This window comes from Clostridium sp. CM027 (genome assembly GCF_024730565.1).
Lineage (GTDB): Bacteria > Bacillota > Clostridia > Clostridiales > Clostridiaceae > Clostridium_AD > Clostridium_AD estertheticum_B.
Genome location: NZ_CP077725.1, coordinates 2,232,348 through 2,255,334, shown reverse-complemented (window position 1 = coordinate 2,255,334; position 22,987 = coordinate 2,232,348). Strand labels below are relative to the sequence as shown.

The following is a 22,987-nucleotide window of genomic DNA, read 5'->3' as shown; positions in this document are numbered from 1 at the left end:
GTAGATCAGACACTTTTACCAAAGTGTCCGATCTACAGGTATCGATATAAACTTAAAATAACTTTTAATCAGTTTGAGACAGTCCCTTAGCTATTATGATATAAACATTAGCCCTAGTCCAATAATAACACCTGAGTATAATAAGTCGATTATACAAAAGCCCATTACGTCCTTAGCACCGAGACCGGCAATTCCAAGAGCGGGTAATGCCCAGAAAGGTTGAATCATGTTAGTCCATGCATCTCCCCATGAAATAGCCATAGCAGTTTTTGAAGCAGGCACACCTAAAGCTGCACCAGCGGGCATCATAATGGGAGCTTGAACAGCCCATTGTCCACCACCAGATGGTACAAAGAAGTTAACAAGTCCTGCGCTTAGGAAAGTGAATAGAGGGAAGGTATGTTGATTAGATATACTAACAAAAGAAGTAGACATAACTCCTGCGAGAGAAATTCCACTAGCACTTGTACCAACCATCATACCCATAATACCCGCGTAGAATGGGAATTGAAGTATAATTCCAGCAGTTCCTTTAGCAGCGGATGTAATTGCGTTAACAAACCTTATAGGAGTTCCATGAAGAGCAATTCCTAGGAACAAGAAGATAGCATTAACAATATTTAAATCAAGACTACCACCTTTAACAAAATAATAAATAATATAACTAAAGCCCATAATTACTAATAACATTGAGATAATAGAGCTATTCTCAAGTTTATCAGCGGGAGTCATTTTTTCTTTAGCTATTATAATCATTGGTTCCTCCACCAAAAGTTTTGGATCTATAGTAATAGTATGTTCAGTGTCAGGATGCATAGCTTTGTTTATAAGAGGCAAGGTTACTAAAAGTATAGCTAATATAATTAGATTATAACCTGAAAACAATGTAGCGCTGGTTGGTATAGGTGAAGTAACAACACCTGCAGTAGCTTTTACTACCTCAGGACCACCTGTAGCAACTACTAGTGGTATAGAACCAGAAAGACCGGCATGCCATACTAAAAAGCCTGAATAAGCAGAAGCTATTAAAAGTCTATAATCTACGCCTTTAACTTCTTTAGCTAATTCCTTAGCAAAAATAGCTCCGATAACTAGACCAAAGCCCCAGTTAATCCAGCAAGCTATAGTAGAAATAATTGTAACAAGAATAATTGCTTGACTTGGTGATTTAGGGATTTTTGCAAGAATTTTAAGACCCTTTTTAAAAGATGGTGCATTGGCAAGCGCATGACCTGTAACTAATACTAGCGCCATTTGCATTGAAAAAGCGAGGAGCGTCCACAAACCCTTACTCCAGTGAATAGTCATAGCTAATGGTCCTTGACCAGTAAGCACCATCCCTAAAATTAATACTAGAAAGGTAAGGATTACAGCAAATATGAATGGGTCTGGTAAATACTTTTGGACAAGATTAACACAACCATTTGTAAATTTTTTAAACATTATTATTCCTCCTATTTTATTATGTGAAATTAATCTATACAAGAAAACATATTTATGATTTTTTGTGAAAAAATATTAATATGTATGACAAAATTATACATGACATCATATAATAAGTCAAAAAAGGAGAAATATATTTTTATGAGTGAAAATTTATATACAAAGGAGGAGGCAAAAAAAATAGGTGTGGTATTTTATTCGTTAAAACCTGCAACATTTTTATTAAAATTCATATAATAGTATTATAGAAAAATTTAGGAGGGTAAAAGTTGCAAACCCTAAAAATAGGCTCAAGAGGAACATCGGTAATGGAAATACAAGCACTACTTAATAAATTAGGCTATGATGTAGGAGGAATAGACGGAATTTACGGAACTAAAACGGCACAGGCAGTATTGATGTTTCAAAGATATTTTGGCTTATCACCTACAGGCACAGTAAATGATGATACTTATAAACTTATGAATAGATTTTTAATGGGTTATGATACTTATAGAATTAGACCGGGTGATACAATATACCTTATAGCAAGTAAGTACTTTGTGACCGTAGAAAGTATAATTACTGCAAATCCTCAAATAAATCCTAACAACTTGCAGGTTGGAGAGGTGATCATAGTTCCATATTCATTAGATGTAGTTTATACAAATATTGATTACACTTATGATATTATGAAAAAAGATTTAGAAGGGCTAAAGGCTAGATACCCATTTATTGAAGTGGCTAGTGGCGGCAAGAGTGAGCTTGGAAAAGAACTTTATTATGTGAAACTCGGTAATGGACCCAATAAAGTTTTTTATAATGGATCTCATCATGCTATTGAATGGATAACTACTGTGCTTTTGATGAAGTTTATTGAAAACTTTTCTAAAGCCTATGCAACAGGTGAAAATATAGAAGGGTATAGTGCCTTAGATATCTGGAATAAAAGTACTATATACATTATGCCTATGGTAAATCCAGATGGGATTGACTTAGTGCTTAATGGCCTAGAGAGGAGTAACCCATACTACAATGATTTAATTAAGTGGAATAATGGGAGTTCTGATTTTTCTAAAACATGGAGTGCTAATATTCGCGGTGTAGACCTTAATCATAACTATGATGCTATGTGGCAAAAATCAAAGGACGCGGAAAAAAGTTATGGCGTATATGGACCGGGCCCTACAAGATATTCAGGTACTGCGCCAGAATCAGAATCAGAGTCTAAAGCGGTAGCAGATTTTACAAGAAAACATGGGTTTAGATTAGTAATAGCGTATCACACCCAAGGGGAAGTAATATACTGGGATTTTCAAAATTTGGCAAGTGCTGAGGCTAGAAAAATAGGAGAGATATTTTCCTCTTTAAGTGGTTATGAATTAGCAGAAACCTATGGAATCACAAGCTATGCAGGATATAAGGATTGGTTTATAGAAAAATATAGAAGGCCGGGTTATACCATTGAGGTCGGAATTGGAAAAAATCCTCTGCCAATAAGTCAGTTTAATAAAATTTATAAGGACAATATTAAAGTTTTATTAGAAGGGGCATTAATTTAGGTATCTAAAAGAAAAAGCTCTTAGACCACAAATGTTTGATTGTGTGCTAAGAGCCTTAATTTTTAGTCCACTTCCGATATAAAGTCTTCCCAGTTTGCATAAAGAGTTTCAAGTTCGGTTTTAATACTAGAAATTTGATTGTTTGTCTCAACACTCCGACTAGGACTTGAATAAATCTCTTCAAGGCAAAGATCACTATTTAATTTTTCTAATCGCTGTTCCGATGAGGTAATTTTATCTTCTAGGTCTTTTAAATCGATTTTCTTTTGTTTTTCTAGTTTTTGTTCATCTCTCTTCTTTCTTTTATCAAGATTAATTTGAGTTTTTGACATGCCGTCGTAGGCTTCTTCTACTTGGAACCTTAGAGGGTTTTTCTTTTTTTCTATATAATAAGTATAATTACCTAAATACTCTTTAAGACCATCTTGTTTTAATTCAAGTATTTTAGTAATTACCTTGTTTAAGAAATACCTATCATGAGATATTACAAGAACAGTACCGTCATATCCAAGTATCGAATCTTCTAAAGCTTCACGAGACATAATATCTAAGTGATTTGTTGGCTCATCTAATAGTAAAAAGTTGGATTTTGATAGCATTATTTTTAGAAGATTAATTCTACATCTTTCACCACCACTCAATGTGGATATACTTTTAAATACATCTTCTCCTATGAATAAAAATGCAGCTAATGCAGTACGTACTTCTGTGGTAGTAAGTTTAGGAAATTCATCCCAAACCTCATCTATTATAGTTTTTTCTGGATTCAAATTTGATTGTTCTTGGTCATAATATCCTACAAAAATATTTTTGCCCAATATTTTTATACCTGTATCACTTGAAATTTTATCCATTATAATATTTAAAAGAGTGGTTTTGCCACGACCATTTTCACCAATAAGAGCGAACTTTTCGGATCTTTTTATATCTAGATTTAAATTCTCAAACAAAAGATTGTCTCCAAATCGTTTTGATAAATTTTCTGCATGGAGAACGTCATTTCCGCTTTTAATTTCTGTTTCAAATTTGATTTTAGTTTCCCTAGGAGCTGTGTCGGGGGAATCAACCCGGTCGAGTTTATCTAAGGATTTTTGTCTGCTCTCTGCAGCTCTTACACTTTTTTCTCTATTAAAGGATCTATATCTAGTTATGATGTCCTCTTGCCTTTTTATTTCTGAGCGTTGCAAATTGTATGCTTTTAATTGAACTTCATAATTTTTTTTCTTTAAATCAATAAAATTTGTATAATTTCCATTATAAGAATCTACATGACCGTTAGTAAGTTCAAAAGTTTTATTGGTAATAGCATCTAAAAAGAATCTATCGTGGGATATTATAAAAATAGTTCCTTTATAAGATTTCAAATAATCTTCTAACCATTCTATAGCATCTAAGTCTAGGTGGTTAGTAGGTTCATCTAATAAAAGAATATCGGGATTTTTAAGTAATAATTTGCATAGTGCAACTCTAGTCTTTTGACCTCCACTTAGTATGTTTATTGGCTTATTATAATCTTCTTCCATAAAGCCAAGACCTTTGAGAACCTTATTAATTTCAGCTTTATATGTGTAGCCGCCCCTGTTATTGTAAAGTTCACAGATTAATGTATATTCTTTTATTATTCTATTATTATATTCTTCTTTGGAAGTATCATAAGGTTCATTCATTTTTGATTCTAAATTGTTAAGTCTTTTTTCGAGGCCTAATAGATCGTGGAATACTAAAAGAGTTTCTTCATATATAGTATTACTTAAAGTTAATTCAAGATTTTGAGATAGATAACCAACTTTTTTATTTTTATCTATAAATAGCTCACCATTATCATAATCCAATTGTGATGTGAGTATTTTAAAAAGCGTAGATTTACCTGCCCCATTAGCACCAATAAATCCAATCTTTTCACCTTCATTTATACTTAAAGTTATTTTGTCTAAAATAACATCTATGCCGTAACTTTTGTGAATATCCTTGCAACTTAAAACTATCATTGTTTTCACCTTCCCTGTTATGTAGTATTAAAAAAATTCAACTTAATTAGTTATAAATATTAATTAAAGTTGCTTCATATATTATTGTACTATTTATATTTAATTTTTTGTAGTAAAAAAGAAATATATATAGATTAATTTTTAATAATAGTATATATATATATATAATGGTAATAATTTCACAATAACTACTAAATTTATAGCAAAAGTAGTTTTAATTTATAATAGTGTGTTAGTATAGATAGTATGTAATTTATGATATTCGTAGAGGAGTGTATATTGTGGAAAGAAAAAAGAATATATCAATGGCAGTTATTAAAAGATTGCCTAAATACCATAGATATTTAAAAGAACTTTTAAGAAATGATGTAGATAGGATATCCTCGAAAGAATTGGGCGAAAAGATTGGGTTTACAGCATCTCAAATTAGACAAGACTTAAATTGTTTTGGAGATTTTGGACAACAGGGATACGGATATAATGTTAAAGAATTGTTGAATGAAATTAGTGGAATACTAGGACTCTCAAAAGAATATAAGATGGTAATAGTAGGCGCGGGGAATATCGGGCAAGCTATTGCCAATTATACTAATTTTGAAAAGCTATCATTTAACTTGGCGGGTATTTTTGATGTTAACCCAAAGCTTATAGGATTAAAAATTAGAGATGTTGAAGTAATAGACTTAGATGAATTAGCGCGTTTCCTTAAAGCGACACCAATAGATATTGGCGTAATATGTGTTCCACATATTAGTGCTCAAAAAGTTAGTGACATAATGGTAGCAAATGGGGTTAAAGGTATATGGAATTTTGCACCTGTGGATTTAGAGGTGCCTGTAGAAACCATTGTGGAGAATGTCCATTTAAGTGAGAGCTTGCTAACACTTAGTTGTTTAATGAATGACAAATCATATTCATAAAATTTACAAAGTTTATAAAGTTTATGAAATCAACAAGATTAATTTAAAAGATTATGAATATTTCTTGTTGAAATAATTACTATAAAGAGATATAATGTAATTGAGGCGAAGGGCTTCAATTACATTTAGGTTTATTTGTTATATTATTAACAAATATTTAATGAATGGATTAATTCGTAAGGAGTTGATTGTTATGGAATACAAGAATATTGTTCTTCAAAAAGAAGACAAAGTCGCAATACTTACAATTAGTAGACCAAAGGCTCTAAATGCATTAAATACAGAAACATTAAAAGAGCTAGATTTAGCAATAGATGAAATTGCTGAAGATGATAAAATCTACGCAGTGATCTTAACAGGAGAAGGAAAAGCTTTCGTAGCAGGGGCTGACATCACCGAAATGAAAGATCTTAATGTTATGGGTGGAAGGAAATTTGGAAATCTAGGGAATAAAGTTTTCAGAAAACTAGAAACTTTAGAAAAACCTATAATAGCTGCAGTAAACGGTTTTGCGCTAGGTGGAGGATGTGAACTTTCTATGGCTTGTGATATTAGAATCGCTTCTTCAAAAGCAAAATTTGGACAACCTGAGGTAGGTCTTGGAATAACTCCTGGCTTTGGAGGTACGCAAAGACTTCCTAGACTTGTAGGACTTGGAATGGCTAAAGAACTAATTTATACAGCAAAGATTATTAATGCGGAAGAGGCATTAAGAATTGGACTTGTAAATAAAGTAGTTGATCCAGAAAATTTATTATCAGAAGCTAAAGCACTAGCAAATACAATTGCAGGACAAGCACCTATTGCTGTAAGCTTTTGTAAGGCAGCAATCAATAAGGGAATACAAATAGATATAGATTCAGCGCTTTCATACGAATCAGAGATATTCGGAGAATGTTATGCGACTGAAGATCAAAAAAATGGAATGACAGCATTTATTGAAAAAACAGAAAAATGCTTTAAAAATAAGTAATAAAAAGTATTCTGTAAAAAGAATAGGCAGATAACAATTAAAGATTATTATTTGTCTCAGAGAATAGTGAGGAGGAAAGTTCATGAATTTTGCATTGACAAAAGAACAAGAATTTGTAAAACAGATGGTAAGTGAGTTCGCATTAAACGAAGTTAAACCTTTAGCTGCGGAAATAGACGTGACAGAAAGATTTCCTAGCGAAACTGTAGAGAAAATGGCTAGATACCATATGATGGGTATCCCAATTGCTACTAAATACGGTGGAGCAGGCGGAAATAATGTATCATACATTATGGCTGTTGAAGAATTATCAAAAGCATGTGCAACTACAGGAGTTATACTATCAGCTCATACTTCATTATGTGCTGGCCCAATAGATGCTTTCGGTACAGAAGAACAAAAAATGAAATATTTAGTTCCACTTGCAAAAGGTGAAAAACTAGGAGCTTTTGGACTAACGGAACCTAATGCAGGAACAGATGCGTCAGGTCAACAAACTACAGCAACTTTAGATGGTGATAACTATATATTAAATGGTTCAAAAATATTTATCACAAACGGTGGAGTAGCAGATACATTTGTAGTTTTTGCAATGACTGATAAAACTAAGGGAACAAAAGGAATCACTGCTTTCATAGTTGAAAAAGAGTTTCCAGGATTCTCAATTGGTAAACACGAAGATAAATTAGGAATAAGAGCATCATCAACTACAGAACTTGTATTTGAAAACTGCATAGTTCCTAAAGAAAACATGCTTGGAAAAGAAGGAAGAGGGTTCGGTATCGCAATGAAAACCCTTGATGGAGGAAGAATCGGAGTAGCGGCTCAAGCCCTAGGAATTGCAGAAGGCGCACTAAATGAAGCTACTAAATACATGAAAGAAAGAAAACAATTTGGAAAACCACTTTCAGCATTCCAAGGTTTACAATGGATGGTTGCAGAACTTGATGTTAAAATTGAGGCTTCTAAACTTTTAATATATAAAGCAGCATGGAATAAAGATAATGGTTTACCATATACAGTAGAAGCTGCTAGAGCAAAATTATTTGCGTCAGAAACAGCTATGGAAGTTACAACTAAAGCCGTTCAAATCTTCGGAGGATATGGATATACTAAAGAATATCCATTAGAAAGAATGATGAGAGATGCTAAGATAACTGAGATATATGAAGGAACTTCAGAAGTTCAAAGAATGGTTATAGCTGGAAATTTATTAAAGTAGGAGGAGATTAAGGAATGAATATAGTTGTATGTTTAAAACAAGTTCCAGATACAAACGAAGTTAAAATAGATCCTAAAACAGGAACACTTATAAGAGAAGGCGTTCCATCAATAATAAATCCAGATGATAAAAATGCACTGGAAGAATCTTTAAGATTAAAAGATGAACATGGTGCACATGTGACAGTAATAAGCATGGGACCCCCACAAGCAGAAAAAGCTTTGAGAGAAGCTTTAGCTATGGGAGCTGATGAAGCAATATTAGTATCTGACAGAGCATTCGCAGGAGCAGATACATTAGCTACATCTCATGCACTTGCAGCGACTTTAAAGAAATTAGATTATGACGTAGTGTTTGCAGGTAGACAAGCTATAGACGGAGATACAGCGCAAGTTGGACCTGAAATAGCAGAACATTTAAATCTTGCTCAAATAACATATGTTGAAAAAGTTGATGTAATTAAGGGTGGATTAAAAGTTAGAAGAGCTTGGGAAGACGGATATGAAGATATAGAAGTTAAGACTCCTGTTCTTTTAACAGCAATAAAAGAGTTGAATGAGCCAAGATATATGAACATAAAAAGCATTTTTGAAATGTTCCAAAATAAAGAAGTAAAAGTTTGGAATGCAGCAGATATCGGAGCAGACATAGCTGTTCTCGGTCTTAAAGGTTCACCAACAAAGGTTAAAAAGTCTATGACCAAAGAAGCTAAGGGAAAAGGCGAATTAATACAATTACCAGCTAATGAAGCTGCTTTATATGTAGTTTCAAAATTAAAAGAAAATCACTTTATCTAAGAAGCAGGGAGGATTAAGTTATGAATATAGAAGAGTACAAGGGCGTATGGGTCTTTGCTGAGCAAAGAGACGGAGAACTTCAAAAGATTTCATTTGAACTTTTAGGTAAGGGACGTGAAATAGCAGATAAATTAGGAGAAGAATTAACAGCTGTATTACTTGGAGATAAAACAGATGATATGGTTAAAGAATTAGTAGCATATGGCGCTGACAAAGTAATAGTTGCTAGCCATCCATTATTGGGCCACTTTACAACTGATGCATATACAAAAGTAATATGTGATCTTGCAAATGAAAGAAAACCAGAAATTATATTTGTAGGAGCAAGTTATTTAGGAAGAGATTTAGGACCAAGAGTATCCGCAAGACTTTCAACAGGACTTACTGCTGATTGCACTTCATTAGATATAGATACAGAAAACAACAATCTAATGATGACAAGACCAGCATTTGGAGGAAACTTAATGGCTACAATAGTTTGTGGAGAACATAGACCACAAATGGCTACTATTAGACCAGGAGTTTTTGAAAAATTAGCTAGAGATGAAAAAAGAAGCTGCCCAGTTGAAAAAATAACTGTAAACTTAGAAGAATCAGATATCAGAACTAAAACAGTAGACGTTGTAAAAGTTGCTTCAGTTTTAGCGGATATCGGAGAAGCTAACATTATAGTATCTGGTGGTCGTGGAGTTGGAAGTAAAGAAAACTTCGCGTTACTTGAAAAACTTGCAGTTACCATAGGTGGAGTTGTTGGAGCATCAAGAGCTGCAGTTGAGAATGGTTGGATAGATAAAGCAGTTCAAGTAGGTCAAACAGGAAAAACTGTAAGACCAACTGTATACATAGCTTGCGGTATTTCAGGAGCAATTCAGCATTTAGCTGGTATGCAAGATTCTGATTTCATAATAGCTATAAACAAAGATGCAACAGCGCCAATCATGAAAGCTGCTGATGTAGCAATCGCTGGAGATTTCATAAAAGTTATTCCAGAAATGATAGCTCAGATTAATACATTAAGAAACAAATAATTAGATTTTAAAGTAGTATTTAAATGAACTTGCTCTAATGCTGAAATTTAGCATTAGAGTAAGTTTTAAAAATATTTATTACTTTTAGTTTTTAAAAAAATAAAAGGAGTGTGTTATTATGAAAAAGATTTTTGTACTTGGAGCTGGAACTATGGGAGCGGGTATTGTTCAAACATTCGCAGTAAGTGGTTGCGAAGTAATAATGAGAGATATTAAAGATGAATTTGTTGATAGAGGACTTGTTACAATTAAAAAGAATTTAGAAAGATTAGTTAAAAAAGAAAAAATTACTGAAGCACAAATGGAAGAAATACTTTCAAGAATTACAGGAACTACTGATATGGAATTAGCAGCAGACTGTGATTTAGTAGTTGAAGCAGCTGTAGAAATTATGAAAATAAAGAAAGAAATTTTTGCAGAACTTGACAGAATATGTAAGCCGGAAACTATATTATCATCAAATACATCATCACTGTCTATAACTGAAGTAGGAGCTGCTACAAATAGACCTGACAAAGTTATAGGAATGCATTTCTTTAATCCAGCTCCAATGATGAAGCTTGTAGAAATAATTAAAGGAATGGGTACGTCCACTGAAACTTTCGATGCAGTTAAAGAAATTGCAATTGCTATCGGTAAGGATCCAGTAGAAGTTGCTGAAGCTCCTGGATTTGTTGTAAACAGAATATTAATACCAATGATTAACGAAGCTGTAGGAATACTTGCAGAAGGTGTTGCATCTGCAGAAGATATCGATAAAGCAATGAAACTTGGCGCTAATCATCCAATGGGACCTCTAGCACTAGGAGACCTTATAGGTCTTGATGTATGTCTTGCTATCATGGATGTTTTATATACTGAAACAGGAGACAATAAGTACAGAGCTCATAGTCTTTTAAGAAAATATGTTAGAGGCGGATTGCTAGGAAGAAAAACTAAAAAGGGAATATTTGATTATTCGAAATAAGATATTATTTTAATATGAACAATGAATTTAGAGAGCATTACAACTTGTAGAGGGTTGTAATGCTCTTGTTTTAATGTTGACTTTGCATTGTTAATGATATATCATTAACAATATAACAAAGAAATGACAAAAGTTGGTACAAACAACTAGGCATAAACGTATAAAAGAATATAATATTTTTTAAAAATGGGGGGAAATATAATGAATAGATTTACGTTACCAAGAGATATTTATTTTGGAGAAAATTCATTAGAGGTGTTAAAAACCTTAAAAGGCAGAAAAGCAGTAATAGTTACTGGCGGAAGCTCTATGAAAAGATTCGGATTCTTAGATACGGTTGAAGCTTATTTAAAAGAAGCTGGAATTGAAGTTAAGCATATTACTGGAGTAGAACCAGATCCATCGGTAGAAACAGTTATGAACGGTGCAGCAGTAATGAGAGAATTCCAGCCGGACTTAATAGTATCAATCGGGGGTGGTTCACCAATTGACGCAGCAAAAGCTATGTGGATTTTTTATGAGTATCCAGAATTTACTTTTGAACAAGCGGTTATACCATTTGGTATTCCTGACTTAAGACAAAAAGCTAAATTTATAGCTATACCATCAACTAGTGGAACAGCAACCGAAGTTACAGCATTTTCAGTAATTACTGACTATAAAGCAAAAATAAAATATCCTTTAGCGGATTTCAACTTAACACCAGATATAGCAATAGTAGACCCAGCACTAGCTCAAACAATGCCACCTAAATTAGTAGCACATACAGGTATGGATGCATTAACACATGCATTTGAGGCTTATGTAGCAGGACTTAGGTCAAGCTTTTCAGATCCTCTTGCAATACAAGCTATAACTATGATTAGAGAAAATATATTAAAATCATTTGAAGGTGATGTGGAAGCGAGAAATGAAATGCACATTGCACAATGTCTTGCGGGAATGGCATTTTCCAACGCACTACTAGGAATATCTCATAGTATGGCACACAAAATAGGTGGCGTATTTCATGTTGCACATGGCTTAGCTAATGCAATATTACTTCCATATGTTATAGATTTTAACAAAAAATCTTGTGGAGATAGATATGCAACAATTGCTAGAAGTCTTAATTTAGCTGGAAATACAGAAGATGAATTAATTGATTCATTAACTGATATGATAAGAGATTTAAATAAAGCTATGAATATACCAACTTCTTTAAAGGAAAACGGAATGACAAAAGAAGAGTTTGATGCAAATGTAGATTTTATATCTGAAAATGCTATAAAAGATGCATGCACAGGATCTAACCCAAGACCAATAAATACTTGCGAAATGAAAAAGATATTAACTTGTACCTTTACAGGAGAAAAAGTTAAATTTTAACGACATTTCAGAAGGAAAGTCTCCCAATTCTATAAGTGGGAGTACCTACTTTAAGTAGGAGTATAAATCTCCTTCTGAAGTCGTTAATATGCAGCTCCGCAGGAGATGATTTAATATTAGGCACATTATGAAATTGTACCAATAGACAATAATTAAATGATTAATAAGAGGACAGGTAGTAAAGAGCATTAGTATTTAATACTCTTTACTACCTGTCTCAGGTTGTTTACAAACCCAGTATAATTTTTTTATTATACTGGGTTTTTTACATGCAATTATGCGATAGCATTTTGAGTTATGGATAAATTTAAAATAACAACTATCTTCTTAGTTAGAAAATCAAAAAACAGTAAAGATAGCAGGCTAGCTATCTTTTTCATATTCTGCACTGCTGCTGTAAGCAGACACTGCTCTTGCACATTTTCTAATCCACGCATATGGCAATAGCGAAGCCCATGCAGTTGTTTTGAATCTGCGAAGCTTCGCTCTATAGTTTCTTTTCTTCTTCTATATATATTTCTGCCTTTATCTGTTCTGGTGAACTTTACAACATCTTCTTTATACGTTTCCCAAACATGTCTTCTAATAGTTTTAAACTTGCTTTTTGCAGAAAAGCATTGAGCTCTATTTGGACATATCTCGCAATATTTTGCATTACCAACATATTCTTTATATCCTTCTCTTGTTGTCGTTTTATAATGTAAAGCCCTTAAGTCAGGGCATACGTAAATGTCCTGTTCTTTAACATATTGGAATTTATTTTTTGTGTACATTCCTTTTGTATGTGGAGACCTACGGTATCCCATTACAGATTTTAATTCCCTCTCATATAGTTCTTTACATATAAGATTTGTAGCATAACCAGCATCTGCACCAACATATTTTGTATTAAAATTAAACTTTTTTATTTGCACATCTAATCTATCGATATAAGGATCAACATCATTTATGTTTCCAGGAGTAACATACACATCAGTAATTATATTATGTCTGCTATCGACAGTTCTGTGATCTAAATATGAGAAGCCTTCCGGCTTGCCATCTCTCATCATATATCCACTGTCGGGGTCGGTTGTGCTAACTTTAGTTTCTTTTATTTTGGTAACAGGTTCTTTTTCCTTTAAAGGTTTTTTACCATGGTTTATTCTATCTTCTTCCACTGCTTTATTAAGTTCAGCTACATATTCTTTCGGCGTTTTTTCAACTTCAATTTTCACAAGCTTTCGCTTATTAGCATTTGCTTTTAGGTGTGTAGAATCTGTGTAAAGTATTTTACCGGTTACCATCTTAAGATTTATAGCCTTAAATACTACTTCGTCAAATATTTTTTGAAACACATCTGTACCTTTAAACCGTCTACGTCTATTTTGGCTAATTGTTGAATGATCTGGAATAGGATCAGTAAGACTTAGTCCTAGAAACCATCTATAAGCCACATTTACTTCAATGTCCTTTACAAGTTGTCGTTCAGATTTTATTCCAAATAAGTACCCAATAAACAGCATTTTAAAAAGTATAATAGGATATGAAGATAGGTAAGACTCTGATATTACTACCTCGGTCTTTTCCCCCTTCCCACACTGTACGGGCGACTTTCATCGCATACAGCGTTCCAACGTCTGACAAACTGAAAACTCAAATATATTTATAACCACTTTTGAAATCAAGTTTTTTTTTTTTTTTTTTTTTTTTTTTTTTTTTTTTTTTTTTTTTTTTTTTTTTTTTTTTTTTTTTTTTTTTTTTTTTTTTTTTTTTTTATAGCAAACTTATCAATTCTTCGACCCTTTTATGATACTTCTTTCCAACCACATCATATAATTTTGCTCTATTATTACTATGTAGTATGATATGTTGCTCCTTACTTAGTATGCATAGATTATTATAATCGTCTTTACCACCCTTATTACAAGGCACTATATGATGGCAATGATAATCTTCTACTGGAACTACTTCCCCAGAGATATGACTCAATCCATGTAACGAACTATATTTACTAATTCTAAATTGACTAAATCTACTTGCCTGACGAGATAATTTAGCACTCTCTACAAGGTACTTAATATCATTAAGAGATACACCAGGCTTATGGTTTTTCTTTTCACCATAATCGTACGGATTGATTCTACATATTTTACCTTTTATTGCACTCACTAATTTATATTCCCAATTAGCCCATTCTATATGAACAATTGGTATATCATACAACATGTAGTATCCTGTTTTACCCCAACTTTTATATGTACCCTTTCTAAAATTATTCTTGATTTTTTGTTCTGTTATAAACTTAATTCGACCTTCCATTGTATTATAAAACCTTTTGTAAATTCGCCATCCTAACTTTCCAAAACATTTATTAAACTCATTCATACCTTTATAGTAATTATGTAATCCTATAATATATACATTCCAAGCCATGATGTTCTCATAACTAGGTATTTTTTTAATATCATTAAGTCTTTTACAACATTCTTCTACTATTAAATTCCCCTTATCCTTTGGTAAGCTGTTAATTACCATTAGCTCCTTACCATTTCTTATTCTACTACGTTTTTGATAAAGCTTAAAATTATAGCCCAGATATTTCATCTTTTCTTTCTTTAAATCATAAATTTTAGTTTTATCTTCATTAATAATAAGTTTCATATTTTTTGTAAGATATTTCGTTACACTATATTTAAACTTTTCAGCATCACTCTTACTCTTACATAAAACTAAAATGTCATCAGCGTACCTTACATGGATACCAATTTTCAAATTAGTTCTTCTCATATTTGAACGTCTATTGTCTATATTATGAAACTTATTAACACTTTTATCATGCCAATCATCACCCTGATCTCGCAACCATACATCAAAACGATGAAGGTACACATTTGATAATAATGGTCCTATAATACTACCTTGTGCAGAACCCTTCGGGTCATAGATTTTGCACCCTGCTTCTAGGTAACCTTTCTTAATAAAACGATAAATATAGTTTAATATTACTTGGTCATGTATTCCCATATGCCATAGTTCCCTATACATAATATTAGGGTCTATAGTTCCAAAATAATCCTTCATGTCTACAGATAAGACATATGGCATAACATTAGTTTGGTTTTTAACTTTTGCTATTGCATTATGTGTTGATACTTGCTCCCTAAATCCAAAGGAACTAGGAACAAACTTAGTTTCACAGTACGGGTCTAATACTAGCTGAATACACTTCTCAACAAGCTTATCCCAGATTGTGCATATGCCAATAGGTCGTTTCTTACCATCACCTTTAGGAATATAAATACGTTTAACATAATCCATCTTTTTATTAAGTAAACGGTCTTTTACTATCATACCTAACTCAATAAAATTCGTTTTTGCTATGGTATCATAATTAGAACCATCTGGTCCTTTTGTCATTCTTCCTTTACCCTTGCTAAGTTGACGTACTGCTAGCATAACATTCTCTTCGGAATAAACTAAAGGACTTAAATTACGCAAATCTATATTTCCATTTTTAAAATCTTCAAATCTCTGTTTCATATCTATGAAGTAAATATTATTTATACTCGTTAGTCTGACTCTCCTCATTTCTGTACGAATAGTCTCTTTCATCTAATTTGGCGAATTAGAAATTTACAAATTATTTTATATACATCACACGTCTAAGGCTCTTTCCTCTCCTATATTTCTTAATATAGGATACTAACGGTACTACAGCCTCGCTGTTAACCCATTCATAATCTTTATTGATTTACCCTTTCGGTGCAATCAGTCCCCAATTATTATTACACGGAGTGTAATTAGGTCAATCACCTTTCCCAATATTTTCGCTTTATATATCATACTTAGGTCTCCTCTATATTCCGTTCTTTTCAGTTCTTACCTGGATACGTCTCACACGCATTCTCCAACCACCATAAGGTCGTCCCCCTTCTGCACGCGTAGACATACATTGAGGTAAAAAAATTTTTACACCCTCCCATCTGAACTAGGGATAGGGATTATCTGTTACGAAATTTAAATACAAGGAAATTATAACCATATATGACTGGACCCGAAGTGTAGCATTACTGCCAGTGTCTCCGTCTTCACCTATGCTTCGCAACGTTACATTACTGCAAGGCTGGCAGGAGTATTAGTCAGACTCAGTATCCATAAGATATTAGGCTCTCATGCTGGTCTCGAAAATATTAGTTACCTACAATAATAATTGTAGGTCTACAGCAGTGTTCACTCTACTACGAGGATATTATGCTGTAATTAAGGTCGCACCTACGCCAGGTCTTCCATTATCTAAGCAGTAATATTTTTTAGTCAGTTCTCTTATAAAAGAGAAATCCATGTATTTATCTATATTTCTCAGAATATGGTCTTTAGGAACTAAATCTTCTAAATACACCATTTCTAGTTTTTGTTGTGTGAAGTTCTTTTCATTAATCATAATAATGCCCTCCGAATTATAAAGTTTGTATCCTATATATATTCGACATTGATGTCCTAAAATCCTTTTTGAATATGAAAAAAACACTCCAATTTTAAATTAGAGTGTTTTACATTTTATGTTTGTCAACGGTCTGGGACAGGTAGTAAAGAGCATTAGTATTTAATACTCTTTACTACCTGTCTATTTTGACTTAGTATTTTCACTCTAATAAAAATTTCAAGTGAAATTTATTTTGACAAAATAGAGATAATGTAAAATGTATTTTAACAAATATATAATTTAGATTTTTGTGGTAAAATGAATATATAATAACGAAGGTTTTAGTGTAGGAACATAGGCAGACCAAAATCATAGATGAATATGGAGGATTAAAAATGTATAAAATAGTCGAAAAGAGAGCATTAGCACCTCAGATATTCTTAATGGATATTGAGGCTCCGAGAGTAGCTAAATCAGCAAAACCAGGTCAATTTATAATTATAAAGATGGATGAAAAAGGCGAAAGAATACCTTTAACAATTAGTGATTATGATGCGTTAAGAGGTACAGTAACTATAGTAGTTCAAACAATAGGTTGTTCAACAAAAGAAATGGAAAAGTATGAAATTGGTGACTCATTTTCAGATTTTGTAGGACCACTTGGACAAGCATCTGAATTAATGAGTGAGAGCATTGAAGATTTAAAGAAAAAGAAAATTGTGTTTGTAGCTGGCGGGCTAGGAACTGCACCAGTTTACCCTCAAGTTAAATGGCTCAGAGATCAAGGTATTAAGGCAGACGTAATAATAGGCGCAAAGGCTAAAGATTATGTAATTATGGAAGAAGAAATGAAGAAAGTAGCAGGGAATGTATATCCATGTACTGATGATGGTTCATATGGATATAAGGGACTTGTCACAAATAAATTAAAAGAATTAGTTCAAAATGATGGCATAAAATACGATTTAGTTGTTGCAATTGGACCAATGATAATGATGAAATTTGTTTGCAAATTGACTGAAGAACTTGGAATATCAACTATTGTAAGCATGAATCCTATTATGGTTGATGGAACAGGAATGTGTGGAGCTTGCAGACTTACTGTAGATGGTGAGACTAAATTTGCTTGCGTTGATGGTCCAGAATTTGATGGTCATAAAGTTAATTTTGATGAGGCAATGAGAAGACAAACAATGTACAAAACTCAAGAGAGTTCTAAAGGTGAAGGCATTAAAGCAGGCTGCGGTTTAGGAGGTGCTAAATAATGGGTAAAATGAACAGAGTTGCAATAGGGGAACAAGATCCAAAAGTAAGAGCAACTAATTTTGAAGAGGTATGTTTAGGATATACAGAGGACGAAGCAGTTGAGGAAGCTACAAGGTGTTTAAATTGTAAAAAGCCAATGTGTGTTGGAAAATGTCCAGTAGCAATAGATATTCCTGGGTTCATAGCTCACATAAAAAATAGAGAATTTACAGAGGCAGTTAAGGTAATTGCAAAATATAGTGCGTTACCAGCAGTCTGTGGAAGAGTTTGTCCACAAGAAACTCAATGCGAAAGCAAATGTATATTAGGAATAAAGGGAGATGCCATAGCTATTGGTAAACTTGAAAGATTTGTAGGTGACTATTCAAGAGAGCATAATGTTGACCTTTCAGAAACAAAACCTAAAAATGGCATTAAGGTTGCGGTAATCGGAAGTGGTCCTTCAGGACTTACCTGCGCAGGAGATTTAGCTAAAGCTGGGTACGATGTAACTATTTTTGAAGCACTTCATGAAGCTGGTGGAGTTTTGGTATATGGAATTCCAGAGTTTAGGTTGCCAAAAGATACAGTTGTTAAACATGAAGTTGAAAATGTTAAGAAATTAGGAGTTAAATTAGAAACGAATGTGATAGTAGGACGAACTGTAACAATAAATCAGCTGATGGAAGAAGAAGATTTTAAAGCTGTATTTATCGGTTCAGGTGCTGGACTTCCAATGTTCATGGGAATACCAGGAGAAAATTTAAATGGAGTATTTTCTGCTAATGAATATTTAACTAGAAGCAATTTGATGAAAGCATTTAAAGAGGGGTATCAGACTCCTATAAGAACAGGTGAAAAGGTTGCTGTTGTAGGTGGAGGAAATGTTGCTATGGACTCTGTGCGTACAGCAGTGAGACTTGGAGCAGAAGGGCACATAGTGTACAGGAGATCAGAATCAGAACTTCCTGCAAGAGCCGAAGAAGTGCATCACGCAAAAGAAGAGGGAGTTATAATGGATTTACTTGTGAATCCAATTGAAATCCTAGGAGATGAAAAAGGGAATGTTATAGGCATGAAGTGTATAAGAATGGAGCTAGGAGAACCCGATGCATCAGGAAGAAGAAGACCTATAGCGATTGAAGGGTCGGAATTCATAATGGATGTAAATACGGTTATAATGTCTCTAGGTACATCACCAAATCCATTAATTCCTTTAACAACAGAAGGGTTAGAAATCAATAAATGGAAGTGCATAGTTGCAGAAGATGAAACAGGATTAACATCTAAAAAGAATGTATATGCTGGTGGAGATGCTGTTTCAGGAGCTGCTACAGTTATATTAGCTATGGAAGCAGGTAAAAAAGCTGCTAAAGCTATAGATGGAATGTTAACAAAATAATAATTTTTAAATTACAAACTCCATAAACAAAGGTTTATGGAGTTTGTTTTAAAAAAGTGAGGACAGGTAACAACTATTTGGTATAATAATATTGCATAGGAGGAGGTATATTATGTTAATAGATAAAATAAATAAATATTACACTAAGGAATATGATTTAAGTTGTGCTGAGGTGATGATTTACGCTGCTAGTGATGAATATAATATGAAATTAAAAAGCGAAACGTTTAAAACTATGTCATCCTTTGGTGGAGGAATGGGTATTGAGAGCGTATGCGGAGCAATAACAGGTTCTTTGGCAGTTATAGGTATATTATTTACTAAAGAAAAAGCGCATGAAGGTGATAGAGTTAAAAGACTATGTCAGGAATTCTTCCAAAAATTTGAATCAAAGTTAAGCACGAATAATTGCGCGGCTCTTAAAGCAAAATATAAAAAAGAGGATGGTAGTTGCAAGGTAATGATTGAAACTGCTACTGAAATATTAGATGAAATTGTGATACGCGAATTAAAAGTTAATAATTTAACTCAATGAAAGGAAAAATTATGGATTACAAAAATATTGAATCATTTAATGAAGGCATTATAATAAAAGATGTAGAGAACTTTGAACTAGACCATATATTCGAATGTGGGCAATGCTTTAGATGGGACAAGGAGCCTAATGGCAATTACATAGGGGTAGCATATGGGAAGGTAATAGAAGTAGAAAAAAAGGGGACGCAAGTAAAGATATATAATATAAATGAGGAAGAATTTAATGAGATTTGGTGTGATTATTTTGACCTTAAAAGAAATTACACAGTTATCAAAGAGAAATTTAAGATGGATCCTCTTCTTAAAAGATCTGTTGATTTCGGGTATGGCATTAGATTATTGCAGCAGGAGCCTTTTGAACTTACCATATCATTTATAATTTCTTCAAATAATAGAATCCCAATGATAAAAAGAGCTATAAACAATTTGAGCAAAAAATGGGGAAAACCAATAGAATATAAGGGGAAAACGTACTACACATTTCCAACGCCTGCAGATTTAGAAGAAGCTACTATAGAAGAAATTCAGAGTTGTAGTCTGGGGTTTAGATCTAAATATGTAAAAAACACAGTACATCAGGTATATACTGGTGAAGTGAATTTGGAGCTTATTAAAGCCGCGGAAGATGATATTTGCCATGAAGAACTAAAAAAACTTAGTGGAATAGGCCCAAAAGTGGCGGATTGTATTATGTTATTTTCTATGCAAAAATATTCTGCTTTCCCAGTGGATGTGTGGGTTAAGAGGGCGATGCAATTTTTTTATTTAGCACCAGATGTCTCTCTACCTAAAATAAGGACCTTCGCTAGAGACAAATTTGAAAACTTAGCAGGTTTTGCACAACAGTATTTGTTTTATTATGCAAGAGAAAATAATATTAAAATAGAATAAATTAAGCAAAGCAAGTAATACTATATAAAACTATGAGTTACTATTGAGATAAATACAAGAGTGAAGAGGATGAAAAACAATGAAAAGAATGTGGAATAGTATTAGAATGAAGGTATCAGGATATAAACAATATATATTACTATCAGCAGTTTTGCTAGCTTTCGCATACATAGGATATGAATATTATTTCAAGTATTCATATATATTGAGAAATCCGAATATATTAAAAGAAGTTATTCTTTCTTATGGAAATTTCAGTGTTTTAATTTTCATTCTTATGCAGGTTTTACAAGTAGTAGTTTTTTTTATTCCAGGAGAATTTATACAAATTGCTGGAGGATATATTTTCGGTGCATTTTTAGGCGGTATAATATCTTTAATGGGTATTACTTTAGGAGGTATAATAGTATATCTTATTGCTAATAGTTATGGTAGGCCTTTTGTGGAGAAGTTGTTATTAAAAAAGAAAGTGAAATTTTTTAGAAAAATATTAAAAATAGGAAGCAAAAAAAATGTTATATTCATATTTTTTTTAATCCCAGGAATACCTAAAGATGCTCTAATATACATATGTGGAGTATCTGATGTTTCTTTTAAAGATTTCTTTATATATTCAACACTCGGTAGAATTCCAGGGATTTTTATTTCTTCTTATTTTGGTCAAAAAATAGATGCATGGGATGTTACAAGTTTAATAACTATAGGCATAACAATGAGTATTATATCAATAGTAGGGATTTTTAAAGGAAATACTATAATAAAAAATGTAATTAAAAAGAAAAAATCTTATTAAAAAGTTACGATAACACATGTTTTATAAAATATTATAAAGAGTATAGCTTTTTATAAATATTATAAAGAGTATAGCTTTTTATAAATATTATAAAGAGTGTAGCTTTTTATAAATATTATAAAGAGCGTAGCTTTTTATATTGTGATTTATATATACACCTTAATATTATGCTACTTATAGTAATCAAAATAATTATTAATATTGCACAATGGAAGAAAAAATCCTGTGGAAGGATCGTTATTATTGGATCGTATTCAATATCAAATAACCAGTAATCATTTTTAAAGAAAATATGATGAAAAGCAGTGAAGCTTTTATCGAAATTAATTAAAAAGGGTATAAGTAATATTATAGGTACGATAATAAGAAAAATGGAACTAGTTAACAAGTATCTTATTGTTTTGTGTCTCTTATTTATGATTATACCTATAATACTTATTAATATGGAGAAAAATAGCATTACCTTAAGATTATCAAATATTATTTTAACTTCCTTAAAATGAATTTTACCATTATTGGATGAAGGTAGCGTTGGAAGAGTGAATTCTTCAATTTTATTTTGAGTTAAATATGTGATTACATAGTCATAATTAGTCTTTAGTTCCTTTTTATTTAAATTAGAAGATTCTTCAATTTTTAAAACATCAATATCCATATAGTATAATGGTTTAAAAAGCAAAGTAAGATTTATGCTTAAAATTATAAAAGAAAAAGTAAAACTTAAGATAAAAAACGTTTTGAATGAAAATTTAATAAGCGTTTTTACATTTCTGAAAATGGAGTCTCTAAAAAAATAGTTATTAAACCATTTATATAGACTATTCATAAAATCACCTCTATTAGTGATTTTAACAATAAATCAAAATATATTCAATGATAATAAAAATGTGCTAAAATTATAATTTCATTAAAAAGTAAGTAAACAAGAGAAAAACTATATAATGCAGTGATAACTAAACATAATATAGTTTAGTTGCGTATAAATGGTATAATATATGGAATAGGTGAAGTTGATATTATAATGATTATTAATTAAAATATTAGGTATAGAACTCATTAGCACTCAGATGTGATGAGTGCTAACAAAAACAACAAAAATATATAAGGAGGGGTTTAAAATGAATATTAGACCACTTAGTGATAGAGTGTTAATTAAAAGATTAGAGGCGGAAGAAACTACAAAAAGTGGAATACTTCTTGCAGGAGCTTCAAAGGAAAAACCACAAGAGGCTGAAGTAGTTTCAGTAGGACCAGGAAAAGTTGAAGATGGGAAAGTAATTAAAATGGAAGTTAAGGCAGGGGATATAATATTATTCTCTAAATATTCAGGAAGTGAAATAAAATATGATGGTATTGAGTATATCATATTAAAGCAAGATGAACTATTAGCTGTAATTGAAAAATAACATTAACGTAATAATAATTAAATAATAATTGATAGTAAATGATTATTTAATCATTAGCGTC

General features: G+C 32.2%; 18 protein-coding genes and 2 pseudogenes. 14 read left to right on the top strand and 6 right to left on the bottom strand.

Going from position 1 to position 22,987, the window contains the following annotated elements:
• Positions 1–93: 93 nt before the first annotated feature.
• Positions 94–1,443, bottom strand: coding sequence for a TIGR00366 family protein (locus KTC92_RS10690; RefSeq protein WP_216302303.1), 1,350 nt, complete (start codon positions 1,441–1,443; stop codon positions 94–96).
• A gap of 269 nt (positions 1,444–1,712) precedes the next feature.
• Between KTC92_RS10690 and KTC92_RS10685 the strand changes: the two genes are divergently transcribed.
• A complete protein-coding gene (locus tag KTC92_RS10685) occupies positions 1,713–2,984 on the top strand; it encodes a M14 family metallopeptidase (protein WP_216302302.1) in 1,272 nt (423 codons plus the stop codon).
• A gap of 62 nt (positions 2,985–3,046) precedes the next feature.
• Here KTC92_RS10685 and abc-f read toward each other — a convergent pair whose 3' ends face one another.
• On the bottom strand, positions 3,047–4,972 hold the full coding sequence (gene abc-f, locus KTC92_RS10680) for a ribosomal protection-like ABC-F family protein (RefSeq protein ID WP_216302301.1): 1,926 nt from the start codon (positions 4,970–4,972) through the stop codon (positions 3,047–3,049).
• 281 nt (positions 4,973–5,253) lie between these two features.
• Here abc-f and KTC92_RS10675 point away from each other — a divergent pair, with 281 nt between their 5' ends.
• From KTC92_RS10675 to KTC92_RS10645, 7 genes are all read left to right on the top strand, one after another.
• Positions 5,254–5,892: a redox-sensing transcriptional repressor Rex gene (locus KTC92_RS10675; RefSeq protein ID WP_165412578.1), complete on the top strand. Its 639-nt coding sequence runs from the start codon at positions 5,254–5,256 to the stop codon at positions 5,890–5,892.
• A 193-nt stretch (positions 5,893–6,085) separates the two neighbouring features.
• The gene (locus KTC92_RS10670) at positions 6,086–6,865 is read left to right on the top strand and encodes a short-chain-enoyl-CoA hydratase (RefSeq protein ID WP_165412577.1); all 780 of its coding nucleotides are present in this window, start codon (positions 6,086–6,088) and stop codon (positions 6,863–6,865) included.
• Positions 6,866–6,947: 82 nt separating this feature from the next.
• Positions 6,948–8,087: an acyl-CoA dehydrogenase gene (locus KTC92_RS10665; RefSeq protein WP_165412576.1), complete on the top strand. Its 1,140-nt coding sequence runs from the start codon at positions 6,948–6,950 to the stop codon at positions 8,085–8,087.
• A gap of 14 nt (positions 8,088–8,101) precedes the next feature.
• Positions 8,102–8,884 carry an electron transfer flavoprotein subunit beta/FixA family protein gene (locus tag KTC92_RS10660; RefSeq protein WP_216302299.1) on the top strand — a complete coding sequence of 261 codons (783 nt, stop codon included), beginning with the start codon at positions 8,102–8,104 and terminating at the stop codon, positions 8,882–8,884.
• A 20-nt stretch (positions 8,885–8,904) separates the two neighbouring features.
• Entirely contained in the window at positions 8,905–9,912 is a 1,008-nt protein-coding gene (locus KTC92_RS10655) for an electron transfer flavoprotein subunit alpha/FixB family protein (RefSeq protein WP_216302298.1), read from the top strand.
• A gap of 118 nt (positions 9,913–10,030) precedes the next feature.
• Positions 10,031–10,879, top strand: a complete 849-nt coding sequence (locus KTC92_RS10650) for a 3-hydroxybutyryl-CoA dehydrogenase (protein ID WP_165412573.1) — start codon at positions 10,031–10,033, stop codon at positions 10,877–10,879.
• 201 nt (positions 10,880–11,080) lie between these two features.
• Entirely contained in the window at positions 11,081–12,247 is a 1,167-nt protein-coding gene (locus tag KTC92_RS10645) for an iron-containing alcohol dehydrogenase (RefSeq protein WP_216302297.1), read from the top strand.
• Positions 12,248–12,522: 275 nt separating this feature from the next.
• Here KTC92_RS10645 and KTC92_RS10640 read toward each other — a convergent pair.
• From KTC92_RS10640 to KTC92_RS10630, 3 genes and pseudogenes are all read right to left on the bottom strand, one after another.
• Positions 12,523–13,770: pseudogene (locus KTC92_RS10640) on the bottom strand (IS1182 family transposase); the annotation flags it as partial.
• A 232-nt stretch (positions 13,771–14,002) separates the two neighbouring features.
• On the bottom strand, positions 14,003–15,769 hold the full coding sequence (locus tag KTC92_RS10635; RefSeq protein WP_220287873.1) for a reverse transcriptase domain-containing protein: 1,767 nt from the start codon (positions 15,767–15,769) through the stop codon (positions 14,003–14,005).
• A gap of 718 nt (positions 15,770–16,487) precedes the next feature.
• Positions 16,488–16,670: pseudogene (locus KTC92_RS10630) on the bottom strand (IS5/IS1182 family transposase); the annotation flags it as partial.
• 377 nt (positions 16,671–17,047) lie between these two features.
• Here KTC92_RS10630 and KTC92_RS10625 point away from each other — a divergent pair.
• From KTC92_RS10625 to KTC92_RS10605, 5 genes are all read left to right on the top strand, one after another.
• Complete coding sequence (locus KTC92_RS10625) at positions 17,048–17,917, top strand: sulfide/dihydroorotate dehydrogenase-like FAD/NAD-binding protein (RefSeq protein WP_216302296.1); 870 nt, start codon at positions 17,048–17,050, stop codon at positions 17,915–17,917.
• Entirely contained in the window at positions 17,917–19,299 is a 1,383-nt protein-coding gene (gene gltA, locus KTC92_RS10620) for an NADPH-dependent glutamate synthase (protein WP_216302295.1), read from the top strand. Before KTC92_RS10625 ends, gltA begins: the two co-directional genes overlap by 1 nt.
• Positions 19,300–19,411: 112 nt before the next feature.
• A complete protein-coding gene (locus tag KTC92_RS10615; RefSeq protein ID WP_220287509.1) occupies positions 19,412–19,834 on the top strand; it encodes a C-GCAxxG-C-C family (seleno)protein in 423 nt (140 codons plus the stop codon).
• Positions 19,835–19,845: 11 nt separating this feature from the next.
• The gene (locus tag KTC92_RS10610) at positions 19,846–20,727 is read left to right on the top strand and encodes a DNA-3-methyladenine glycosylase (RefSeq protein ID WP_216302344.1); all 882 of its coding nucleotides are present in this window, start codon (positions 19,846–19,848) and stop codon (positions 20,725–20,727) included.
• A 79-nt stretch (positions 20,728–20,806) separates the two neighbouring features.
• Complete coding sequence (locus tag KTC92_RS10605) at positions 20,807–21,520, top strand: TVP38/TMEM64 family protein (protein ID WP_216302293.1); 714 nt, start codon at positions 20,807–20,809, stop codon at positions 21,518–21,520.
• 115 nt (positions 21,521–21,635) lie between these two features.
• On the opposite strand, the gene KTC92_RS10600 is transcribed toward KTC92_RS10605, so the two are convergent.
• On the bottom strand, positions 21,636–22,346 hold the full coding sequence (locus tag KTC92_RS10600) for a TIGR01906 family membrane protein (RefSeq protein ID WP_220287507.1): 711 nt from the start codon (positions 22,344–22,346) through the stop codon (positions 21,636–21,638).
• Between the two features lie 292 nt (positions 22,347–22,638).
• Here KTC92_RS10600 and groES point away from each other — a divergent pair, with 292 nt between their 5' ends.
• Entirely contained in the window at positions 22,639–22,926 is a 288-nt protein-coding gene (gene groES, locus KTC92_RS10595; protein WP_165412565.1) for a co-chaperone GroES, read from the top strand.
• Positions 22,927–22,987 lie beyond the last annotated feature (61 nt).